Genomic DNA, 10,258 nt, shown 5'->3' with positions numbered 1-10,258 from the left:
GAACGCTACTACGCCATGTTGGATGAACCAGCCATAGCCGCGTGACTCAAACGAAACGGCCTCCGGAAAACCCGGGGCGGTTCACGTCGTCGCCAACGCGCTCCTTGAGGTAGAGCCTTTTGGCGTCTTCAAGGGTCGGGACCGGCTGAACTTGCCGCGCACCATACATGAGTGCTCGAAGGGTAGCCGCATCTTTCGAGCCAATCCCCGTCGGGTTCCCCTCATCGTCGAGAGGATACTTCGCCGCGATCTGCTCAGCGATTACCTCGCGTTTGAGGGCCTCGCTGTCATGCTCGTCTTCGGTGCCAGACCATTCCGGGTCTAACCGCCATCGACGGACATCTTGCTGCCCCCATTTGAACTGCTCCAACGCTGTCAACGATTGGTGCGAGTTGGGCGAGGGCGCCTTCTTGCTGGAAAGGGCCGATAGGAGAAGCTTCTCGGCCTCGGCATGAACCTTAGGGTACTTCTTGATGGCTATGGCTTCGGTGGGGCCGAGCGGGATTAGGATTTCCCTCTTCCCCAAGATGGCCCGAAGTTCCTCCGGGATTTTGCGCCTGTAACGCCATCCGGCTTTGCCGCGTTTTTGTATATGCTTCACGTCAATCTTCATGCTCAGGGTACCCCGCAGTGTATCGCGCGGTGTATCTCTGGGGAAGCGGGAACCCTTGCAATCCTTGGGTTTCAAGGCTTTTCTGGTGATAGTGGCTCCCCGGGCCGGATTCGAACCAGCGACCAACCGGTTAACAGCCGGTTGCTCTACCACTGAGCTACCGGGGAACAGAGGCTCTTGCGTGAGTGGGGCAGCCTATAGCAAACCCGTTTCGGCTTTGCAAAGAAGCATTTCGCATTTTTTCGAGGCTTTTTGGCGCGAGGCTTTCTGGCAATGGGCGGCGAGCGCACTCATATGAGCTGTCTCACGCCTGTCACGGAACGGAAAAGGCCGTTGCGGCTTTCTCCGGCTGATGCAAACGGATCGACATTTCACATGACGGCAATGAGCGACGAACAGCCACCGGCCCGGAAAATCTCGGTCTTCGGCCGCCAGTTCACCATGCCGCGCTCGCGCGGCCTCAGGATTGCGATCGGTGTTGTGCTGATCATCGGCGGCATTCTCGGCTTCCTGCCGATCCTGGGTTTCTGGATGGTACCGATCGGATTGCTGGTGCTCTCCTATGAATTTGCATTGGTGCGCCGTCACCGGCGCCGCTTCGTCGTCTGGTGGGAGCGACGGCGCCGGCCGGATTGAGGTTGCCTGCTGACAAGCCGGAAACAGGCAATTGTTTTGAGAGCGGCGTGCTCCGCCTATCCACTACCGAGGCTCGTCGAAACAGCTTTCCAGGCGTTCGCAAAGTTCCTTGAGAACGGCGGTAGCCGACGCCAGCCGCGCCCGGTCGCGCGGCGGCAGGCTGTTTGCGCCTTCTATGCCGAGGCGGTCGATGGCATAGCGCACAAGCTCTGCAGACTGCGACAATCCGCGCGGTGTGCCGTCTTTCGTAGTTGCTTGAGCCATGGCGGAACCTCCTTTCTGCCCAACGTGATCGCCGGTATCGGGTTCCTCTCGCCGAGAATCATGCTTAACGATAAGCTAATATGTTATTGCTAGCATGGCATGGCGTTGATAAGCAGTGCCTCGATGTCGGAAGAACCGTTGGGAATGCATGGTGGCCGCTTGACGGCATTTTCGCCGCAACCTATTGGAGCCGGGTGGAACGCCGGGAGCAATGAGGCCTCGTGGCGGAGTGGTTACGCAGAGGACTGCAAATCCTTGCACCCCGGTTCGATTCCGGGCGAGGCCTCCAATGCCCGAGCTCCCGCGCGTCAGCGCCAGGGGCTTCAGTTCGGGTCGAAACAGCCGCGCCCTTCGCGCGGCAAGCGGATGGTTGGAACATGAGCGCTGATTTTGCCGAACGCCGGGTGAAGATGGTCGACGGCCAGATCCGCACCACCGACGTGACCAGCGCGCCGCTGCTCGAGACGATGCTTGTCGTGCCGCGCGAGGCCTTTGTTGCCCCCGGCCAGCGCGATCTTGCCTATATCGATGAGGACATCCGCATTGCCGATACGGCCGATGGTCCGCGCTATCTGATGGAGCCGTCGCCATTGGCCAAGCTGATGCAGCTGGCCGATATCGGCCCAAGCGATTCGGCACTCGATGTCGGTTGCGGCACCGGCTATGCGGCGGCGATCCTGTCGCGGCTGGCAAGGTCCGTGGTCGCGCTGGAATGCGATGCGGCGCTGGCCGAGACCGCCACGTCGACGCTCGCGGCACTTGGTTGCGACAATGTCACCGTGGTCCAGGGAGCGCTGCCGCAGGGCCATGCGGCCAAGGCGCCTTACGACGTCATCCTGATCGGCGGCAGCGTCGGCGAGGTGCCGGCGGCGCTGTTCGACCAGCTTGCCGAAGGCGGCCGACTCGTCGCCGTTGAAGGGCAGGGCAATTCGGGCGTAGCCCGGCTTTTTTTTAAGACTGGAGGGGTTGTAACGGGAAGACGCGCATTTAATGCGGCAATTAAGCCACTACCGGGATTTGAACGCATTCCCGCCTTCGAATTCTGAGTGATTTTGCCTTGCAGCGAAGGCGTTGTCATGATCGCTTGCGTTTGAACAATCGTTGCTGATCTGCATAACCGGGCGTTTCTGGGGCTTTCAGCGGGGGAACGATAAAAAACGCGGCGCCGGCTGATCAGAAGGAGAAGCCAGCGTGGCGCAGTTCCCGTGCAAAACGAATGAGGGAATATAACGTGCCGTCTGTACGCAAGTTGCTTTTTACCGCTGTCCTCGTTTCGGCGACCGCGCTGTCTCCAATGGCCGCCTCGGCCGAAACCATTCTCGGGGCACTTTCAAAGGCCTATCAGAACAATTCCTCGCTCAATTCTTCGCGCGCCGGCGCGCGCGTCACCGACGAGGGCGTGGCAATCGCCAAGTCCGGCTGGCGCCCGACCATCACTGGTTCCGGAAGTATTGATTATACCGCCAGCCACAGCAACCGGTTGCACCGAAACATCTCGATAACCACCGGCAACTTCGGCGTCGAGATCGACCAGACGCTGTTTGACGGTTTTCAGACCAGGAACAATGTGGCGGCCGCCGAATCGCGGGTCCGCGCTTCGTTCGAAAGCCTGCGCAACGCCGAAGAGAACACTCTTTTCAATGCGGCAAGTGCCTATATGGACGTTATCCGCGACCGGCAGGTCGCCGTGCTGACCGAACAGAACCTGCAATTCCTGACCGAGCAGGCACGTGCGGCGCGTTCGCGCTTTGAGGTCGGCGAAGGTACCCGCACCGACGTCGCGCAAGCCGACGCCCAGCGTGCCTCCGCGGTGGCGCAGTTGAGCGCCGCCCGCGCGACGGCGCTGGCAAGCGCTGCGACCTATCGCCAGATCGTCGGCGACGAGCCGGGCAGGCTCAGGCCGGCTTCGCCGGTGTCGAAGCTGTTGCCGTCGAGCCTCGATGCGGCGATCGCGATCGCATCGGCCGAGCATCCGGCCATCCTCGCTACCGCGCATCTGGTCGACGCGGCGGCGTTTTCGGTGAAGTCTGCCGAAGGCGCGTTGCTGCCGCAACTATCGGCGTCGGCCGGTGTTTCGAGCGCCATTCGCGGCACCGCGCCCGGCTCGCTCTCCTCGACACAGGATGGCGTAACCAATTCGGCGAACATCGGCGCGACATTGACGATACCGATCTATTCCGGCGGCCGGACCTCGGCATTGGTTCGCCAATCAAAGGAATCACTCAGCCAGGCCCGTATCGAGGTCGATGTCAGCCGCGACACCGTGCGCCAAGCGGTGACCTCGGCATGGTCGCAATACACCGCCGCGCAGCAAAGCGTCACGGCCAACCGGCAGGTGGTCGCCGCCGCGCAGCTTGCCTTGAACGGCGTCATCGAAGAGCGCAATGTCGGCCAGCGCACCACGCTCGACGTGCTCAACGCGCAGGCGACCCTCATCACCGCCAAGATCAATCTTGTCAGCGCCGAACGCGACGTGGTGGTAGCAAGCTATGCCATCCTCTCGGCGGTTGGCCATTTGTCGGCAGAGCGCCTTGCGCTCAACGTGACGAAGTACAGGCCGGAAGAGCACTACGACGCCGTCAAGGACAAGTGGATCGGCCTGCGCACGCCGGACGGCCGCTGATCGCCAGGCCGTGTTTTCAGCCCGCGCTCGAACGACGCGCGGGCTTCAACTCCCGACCCTAATCTGTTGAAATCCGAGATGTCGCCAGATTGGGGATTCTCGTAAGCCGTTCCGTCGGTTACGCTGTCGCCATGATTCGAATCCGGCATTGCCGGACAGGAAATCTGAGAACGAGTCACAAGGGCGGCGGATGTGACGATGGCGACGGCAAGCAGCGTACAGCGCGAACCTTCCATGGAAGAAATACTGGCTTCCATCAGGAGGATCATCGAGGACAGCGATACCGGCCGCAAGCAGCCGGGCGACACGGACGAACTGCGCCAGGATCTGCAACCGGCGCCGGCTGCGGGACGGGCAGCGGAGGGGGATGCGTTCCGTTCCGAACTGCGCGGCGGACTGGAGATCGCCAAGCCGGCCATGCGGGCCGAGGTGCAGCCAACGGTCGCGCCGGTCATCGAGCGCCTGGAAACGCCGCTCCGCCCCGGCCCGGTAAAAGCAACGGTGACGCTGGCTGAGGTGAACACCGCTCCCGAACCGCCCGCAAAGCCGGATCGGCCTGCGATGGCCAAGGCTGCCGAGACAACCGACACCATCATCGCCGATTGGCGGCGCGAGATCGCCGCGGTCGGCGACGCAATGGCCAAGCCGGAGCGCGCCGAGCCATCCCATACGCCGGACGTCGAGCCGAAGGCCGAGGTTTTCGAGGACGAGGCGACTGCTGGACCTGCGCCGGAGCCTTCGGAGATTGGGCTGGAGCCTTCGGAAAGCAGCCCGGGACCTTCGAAAATCGGATTTGCGCGTCCGGCGGCCAGCGAGGCGCCGCCCGCACGTCCCGCGATCCTTTCGGAGCATACGGGCCGGCAGGTTGCCGCCGCCTTCGGCGAGCTTTCCGACGCGTTTGCCAGCCGTAGCAAGAAGACCTTCGACGAGATGGCCGAGGAGATGCTGCGGCCCATGCTGCAGGACTGGCTGGACAACAACCTGCCGACGCTGGTCGAGCGGCTGGTGCGCGAGGAAATCGAGCGCGTCGCGCGCGGCGCGCAGTAGCAATTCGAGAAAACGCCGACAGGCGGCTCGACCGGCGAATTGTCGAGGTCGGCGCTGCCCCTCATCCGCCTGCGGACAGGCGCCATCGGCGAAGCATCCAATCTCCCCCCTTGCGGGGGAGATGCCCGGCAGGGCAGAGGGGGGTGCTGTCCCTCCGGCCTCTCAACGATCGCAGCCACGCCGTCAGGCAATTGAATTTCCGAGATTGGGGAAGACCGAAGTCGAGGTTGGCGATCCTTCCCACCCCCCTCTGTCCTGCCGGACATCTCCCCCGCAAGGGGGGAGATCGGATGTCTCTTTGGCTTTCGCCAACCACCAAGGCTGGAAGGCACGGCAAGGGGCAGCGCAAACCTGAAGCGATTGCCTTGCAACATTCAGTTCCGCGAGTTGCACCGAACCATGCCGGCGCTATGTATTGGCCATGCCGCCCTTGCGGTTGACTTGGCAACAACCTTCCGATTTACACCGGACCACAAATTCCGGACAGCGCGGACCGTTTTCCCATGCTCGAAAAGACCTACGACGCCAAAGCCGTCGAGCCGAAGATTGCCAGGATCTGGGAAGAGGCCGACGCGTTTCGTGCCGGCGCCGGGGCCGAGGAGGGGGCTGAAGCCTTCACCATCGTCATCCCACCGCCGAACGTCACCGGCTCGCTGCATATGGGCCATGCGCTCAACAACACGCTGCAGGACATTCTGGTGCGCTTCGAGCGCATGCGCGGCAAGAATGTCTTGTGGCAGCCGGGCATGGATCATGCCGGCATCGCCACGCAGATGGTGGTCGAGCGCCAGCTGATGGAAAAGCAGATCCACCGCCGCGACCTGACGCGCGATGAGTTCATCGACAAGGTCTGGGAGTGGAAGGACGAGTCCGGCGGCGCGATCCTCAACCAGCTGAAGCGGCTCGGGGCCTCGGCCGACTGGAGCCGGGAGCGCTTCACCATGGACGAGGGCCTCTCCAAGGCCGTGCTCGAAGTGTTCGTGACGCTCTACAAGGAAGGGCTGATCTACAAGGACAAGCGCCTTGTGAACTGGGACCCGAAGCTGTTGACCGCCATCTCGGATCTCGAGGTCGAGCAGCAGGAGGTCAACGGCAACCTCTGGCACTTCCGCTATCCGGTCGAAGGCACGACATTCGATCCGGAAAATCCGAAGACCTTCATCACCGTTGCGACGACCCGGCCGGAGACGATGCTGGGCGATACGGCTGTTGCTGTGCACCCCGACGACGAACGTTTCCGGCATCTTGTCGGCAAGAACCTTGTTCTGCCGATCGTCGGCCGCAGGATCCCGGTGGTCGCGGACGAGTATTCCGATCCCGAAAAAGGCAGCGGTGCGGTCAAGATCACGCCGGCGCATGACTTCAACGATTTCGAGGTCGGCAAGCGCCACCGGCTGCCGGCGGTCAACATCCTCACCGTCAATGCGGCGGTGAGCCTCAAGGACAATGAGGACTTTCTGGCCGGACTGGAAGTGACGCCGGAGCGCCAGGCTGTCTGGGACAGCCTCGACGGTCTCGACCGTTTCGATGCGCGCAAGAAGATCGTCGAGCTGATGGAGGCGGGCGGCTTTCTCGAGAAGGTCGAGCCGCATCGCCACACGGTGCCGCATGGCGACCGCGGCGGCGTGCCGATCGAGCTGTTTCTGACCGACCAATGGTATGTCAATGCGGCGGAACTGGCCAAGCCGGCGATCGCCTCGGTGCGCGAGAGCCGTACCAATTTCGTGCCCAAAAACTGGGAAAAGACCTATTTCGACTGGATGGAGAACATCCAGCCCTGGTGCATTTCGCGCCAACTGTGGTGGGGCCACCAGATCCCTGCCTGGTATGGGCCGGACGGGCATGTCTTTGTCGAAAAGACCGAGGAAGAGGCGCTCGGTGCCGCCGTCGAATATTATCTGGCGCTGGAAGGGCCGTGGAAGGCCTGGGTCGAGGACAAGCTCGAGAATTTCCAGCCTGGCGAGATCCTGACCCGCGACGAGGACGTGCTCGATACATGGTTCTCGTCGGCGCTGTGGCCGTTCTCGACGCTCGGCTGGCCGGACCAGACGCCGGAGCTGAAGACCTATTACCCGACCGACGTGCTGGTCACCGGTTTCGACATCATCTTCTTCTGGGTCGCCCGCATGATGATGATGGGCCTACATTTCATGGATCAGGAGCCGTTTCATACCGTCTATGTCCATGCGCTGGTTCGCGACAAGAACGGGCAGAAGATGTCGAAGTCGAAAGGCAACGTCATCGATCCGCTCGAGCTCATCGACGAATACGGCGCCGATGCGCTGCGCTTCACCTTGACGGTGATGGCAGCGCAAGGGCGCGACGTGAAGCTCGATCCGGCCCGCATTGCCGGCTATCGCAATTTCGGCACCAAGCTGTGGAACGCGACGCGCTTCGCCGAGATGAACGAAGTGGCGCGCGACGACGATTTCTGGCTGCAGGACGCCAAGCTGGCGGTCAACCGCTGGATCCTGACCGAGCTGACGCGAGCCGCGCGCGACATAACGGACGGCATCACCTCGTACCGATTCAACGAGGCGGCGGGTGCCGCCTACCGGTTCGTCTGGAACCAGTTCTGCGACTGGTACCTGGAACTGCTGAAGCCGGTGTTCATGGGCACCGACGAGGCCGCCAAGGCCGAGAGCAGGGCATGCGTCGCCTTCGTGCTGGACGAGATCTACAAGCTGCTGCATCCGATGATGCCGTTCATGACCGAGGAACTGTGGGCCGAAACCGCCGGTGAGGGCAGGCAACGGCCATCGCTGCTTTGTCATGCGGCATGGCCGTCGCCCGATTTCGAGGACGAGGCGGCCGCCGCCGATATCAACTGGCTGGTCGATCTCGTCTCCGGCATCCGCTCGGTGCGTTCGGAAATGAACGTGCCGCCAGCGGCGATCGCACCGCTCGTGGTGATCGGCGCCAACGACGCGACACGCGAAAGGCTCGAGCGTCAGGGCTCGGCTATCAAGCGTCTCGCGCGGGTCGGCGACATCTCGCTCGCCGAGGCGCCACCCAAGGGCTCCGCGCAGATCGTCGTTAACGAAGCGACCATTTGCCTGCCGCTCGGCAGCCTGATCGACCTTGCCGCCGAGGCAGCGCGCCTGCAGAAGGAACTTGCCAAGGTGACCGAGGAAATAGCGCGGCTCTACAAGAAGCTGTCCAACGAGAAATTCGTCGCCAACGCGCCGGAAGAGGTGGTGGAGGCCGAGCGTGAAAAACTCGCCGAATATCGCGAGGCGCAAGAGAAGCTTTCGGTGGCATTGACGCGGGTACGCGAGGCCGGCTGATCAAACAAATTGGGCCGGCTGGCCGCGATAGATTCGCCGGTCACGAATCTGCTTTCCAGATAGGCCGCCTGCCACGAAAACAGGCATTCCGCAGCGTAAATCTTGAGGCAAACTGAATGTTTTTGCCCCATTGTTGCCGTAATGTAACAATGGCTGGCTGGGCATGCAAAATGCCCCGTTTTGTAGTGATTTAGGCGGTTTTCCGGAGTTTTCTCGTTGATTTGTATTTGAGCCGGCCATTTTCCCGCCTTGTCGTGAAGGCCGACACCTTGTCGCAAATGCGTTCAGCCAAGGTGTACATGTACGCACGGCGAATTCGTTGTTGCGCCGTTAACCTGAATTGGTTCTAGCTTGATGCAAGGATATTTCGGGGAGGAGATTCATGTGTTATTCGCGTCTGAAAGTGCTGCTGGGCGCGGGGGCTTTTTCGCTGGCTTTGGCTGGGACGGTGCAAGCCGGGGGCTTTGACCGGGGCGGCGTCAACATCGACCAGCTGTTCGACGCGGCGCCATATTCGTTCGATGCGGGCGTGACCTATGTTTCGCCACAGCGCAAACTGAAGAATGTGCAGCGCCTGGATGGCTCGGGATTGTCGACGTCGGCGGTGGATGTTGGCGGCGACTATGCGGTGCCGCATGTCGGCATCAAAGCCAACATCTTTGAGCCCGTAGACTGTCTTGCGACCTATACGGAACCGTATGGTGCGGATGCAAAGTTCGGCGCCAACAACGCCTATTCGCCGACAGCGGTCAAATACGCCGTCGACACAAACGATTTCGGTCTTACCTGCTCCTATAAGGTGAACGTCGGCAAGGGCGCCATACGATTCATCGGCGGTGTCTCATACCAGCAGGTAGACGCGTTTCTTTCCCGCCAGACACTGCTCGCCTTCGGCAATACCGGCCTCGGCGTCTTCAAGCTATCCGACGAGGCATGGGGTTGGCGTGCGGGCGCAGCCTATGAGATCCCCGAGATCGCCCTGCGCGCCAGCCTGATGTACTCTTCGAGCTACAAATATGACGGGCTGTCGGGAACCGTCGACACGACCGGCTTCAGGGGCGCCTTTCCGGCGGACCTGGTTCCCGGCTCTACCGGGGTGTACCCGGTCTCGGCGTCGGCTGAGATACCTCAAGCTCTGGAATTCAAGCTGCAGAGCGGTATAGCCCCTGGCTGGCTGGCCTTTGGTTCCATCCGCTGGCAGGAGTGGAGCAAGCTTGGCGTCATTGCCATCAATGGCGTGCGCAGTCCGGTAACCGGTGCTCCCTCGCCCGTTTCATTCGACCTGCTTTATCGCGACGGCTGGACGGTCACGGGCGGTATCGGTCACAAGTTCACCGATCAATTGTCGGGCGTGGTTTCGCTGACCTGGGATCGCGGCACCTCGACGACCTCCGGCTATCAGTCGGATACCTGGGCCGTGGCCAGCGGCGTCTCCTATTCGCCGAACGATCAGGTCGAGGTCAGGCTCGGCGGCTCGATCGGTGTGCTGACGAGCGGGTCATCGACTTTCAGCGGTGTCGGCGACGTGGCAAATGCCGTCACCTATAGCTACGGCAACGACCTGCTTCTCGCCGGTTCGGCTTCCGTCAAGATCAAGTTCTAACTATTAATTTTTAAACGACAAAACGGCCGGGCACTGCCCGGCCGTTTGTTGGGTGCGTGGCGTCCGGCATTCGGCCGGCGCAACAATTGTCCCCATGATGTTCGCTCCTGTAATTGTGACGTTTTGGCAACAGTTTCTGAACAACCCTCGCGCCACCCGGCCGCCTGGGAACATTGCCCATTTCC

General features: G+C 61.8%; 9 protein-coding genes and 2 tRNA genes. 7 read left to right on the top strand and 4 right to left on the bottom strand.

What is annotated here, in order from left to right; genetic code table 11:
- Positions 1 to 46 precede the first annotated feature (46 nt).
- Positions 47 to 613, bottom strand: coding sequence for a hypothetical protein (locus NKH21_RS28370; RefSeq protein WP_352869158.1), 567 nt, complete (start codon positions 611 to 613; stop codon positions 47 to 49).
- 92 nt (positions 614 to 705) lie between these two features.
- Positions 706 to 780: transfer RNA gene (locus NKH21_RS28365), tRNA-Asn, on the bottom strand.
- A gap of 208 nt (positions 781 to 988) precedes the next feature.
- On the opposite strand from NKH21_RS28365, the gene NKH21_RS28360 reads away from it, so the two are divergent.
- Positions 989 to 1,249: a hypothetical protein gene (locus NKH21_RS28360; RefSeq protein ID WP_023676401.1), complete on the top strand. Its 261-nt coding sequence runs from the start codon at positions 989 to 991 to the stop codon at positions 1,247 to 1,249.
- 63 nt (positions 1,250 to 1,312) lie between these two features.
- On the opposite strand, the gene NKH21_RS28355 is transcribed toward NKH21_RS28360, so the two are convergent.
- A complete protein-coding gene (locus NKH21_RS28355; RefSeq protein ID WP_352869155.1) occupies positions 1,313 to 1,513 on the bottom strand; it encodes a hypothetical protein in 201 nt (66 codons plus the stop codon).
- A gap of 215 nt (positions 1,514 to 1,728) precedes the next feature.
- Here NKH21_RS28355 and NKH21_RS28350 point away from each other — a divergent pair.
- From NKH21_RS28350 to NKH21_RS28330, 5 genes are all read left to right on the top strand, one after another.
- Positions 1,729 to 1,802, top strand: a tRNA-Cys gene (locus NKH21_RS28350).
- 88 nt (positions 1,803 to 1,890) lie between these two features.
- Complete coding sequence (locus NKH21_RS28345; protein ID WP_352869152.1) at positions 1,891 to 2,559, top strand: protein-L-isoaspartate O-methyltransferase family protein; 669 nt, start codon at positions 1,891 to 1,893, stop codon at positions 2,557 to 2,559.
- A gap of 185 nt (positions 2,560 to 2,744) precedes the next feature.
- A complete protein-coding gene (locus NKH21_RS28340) occupies positions 2,745 to 4,136 on the top strand; it encodes a TolC family outer membrane protein (protein WP_352666042.1) in 1,392 nt (463 codons plus the stop codon).
- A 198-nt stretch (positions 4,137 to 4,334) separates the two neighbouring features.
- The gene (locus NKH21_RS28335; protein WP_352869146.1) at positions 4,335 to 5,183 is read left to right on the top strand and encodes a PopZ family protein; all 849 of its coding nucleotides are present in this window, start codon (positions 4,335 to 4,337) and stop codon (positions 5,181 to 5,183) included.
- A 503-nt stretch (positions 5,184 to 5,686) separates the two neighbouring features.
- Positions 5,687 to 8,470 (top strand): valine--tRNA ligase, encoded by a 2,784-nt coding sequence (locus NKH21_RS28330; RefSeq protein WP_352869143.1) that lies wholly within the window; start codon positions 5,687 to 5,689, stop codon positions 8,468 to 8,470.
- Here the strand turns inward: NKH21_RS28330 and NKH21_RS28325 are convergent, their stop codons facing one another.
- On the bottom strand, positions 8,471 to 8,710 hold the full coding sequence (locus tag NKH21_RS28325; RefSeq protein ID WP_352869140.1) for a hypothetical protein: 240 nt from the start codon (positions 8,708 to 8,710) through the stop codon (positions 8,471 to 8,473).
- A gap of 142 nt (positions 8,711 to 8,852) precedes the next feature.
- Here NKH21_RS28325 and NKH21_RS28320 point away from each other — a divergent pair, with 142 nt between their 5' ends.
- Positions 8,853 to 10,073, top strand: a complete 1,221-nt coding sequence (locus tag NKH21_RS28320) for an OmpP1/FadL family transporter (protein ID WP_352869137.1) — start codon at positions 8,853 to 8,855, stop codon at positions 10,071 to 10,073.
- Positions 10,074 to 10,258 lie beyond the last annotated feature (185 nt).

Source organism: Mesorhizobium sp. M1329, from assembly GCF_040318035.1.
Taxonomy (GTDB): Bacteria; Pseudomonadota; Alphaproteobacteria; order Rhizobiales; family Rhizobiaceae; genus Mesorhizobium.
This window is presented reverse-complemented; position numbering and strand designations above follow the sequence as displayed.

Bases quoted from the DNA above. Each gene is read 5' to 3' on its own strand.
- NKH21_RS28370 (WP_352869158.1), bottom strand. From the start codon at position 613: ATGAAGATTGACGTGAAGCATATACAAAAACGCGGCAAAGCCGGATGG.
- NKH21_RS28360 (WP_023676401.1), top strand. From the start codon at position 989: ATGACGGCAATGAGCGACGAACAGCCACCGGCCCGGAAAATCTCGGTC.
- NKH21_RS28355 (WP_352869155.1), bottom strand. From the start codon at position 1,513: ATGGCTCAAGCAACTACGAAAGACGGCACACCGCGCGGATTGTCGCAG.
- NKH21_RS28345 (WP_352869152.1), top strand. From the start codon at position 1,891: ATGAGCGCTGATTTTGCCGAACGCCGGGTGAAGATGGTCGACGGCCAG.
- NKH21_RS28335 (WP_352869146.1), top strand. From the start codon at position 4,335: ATGGCGACGGCAAGCAGCGTACAGCGCGAACCTTCCATGGAAGAAATA.
- NKH21_RS28330 (WP_352869143.1), top strand. From the start codon at position 5,687: ATGCTCGAAAAGACCTACGACGCCAAAGCCGTCGAGCCGAAGATTGCC.
- NKH21_RS28325 (WP_352869140.1), bottom strand. From the start codon at position 8,710: ATGGCCGGCTCAAATACAAATCAACGAGAAAACTCCGGAAAACCGCCT.
- NKH21_RS28320 (WP_352869137.1), top strand. From the start codon at position 8,853: ATGTGTTATTCGCGTCTGAAAGTGCTGCTGGGCGCGGGGGCTTTTTCG.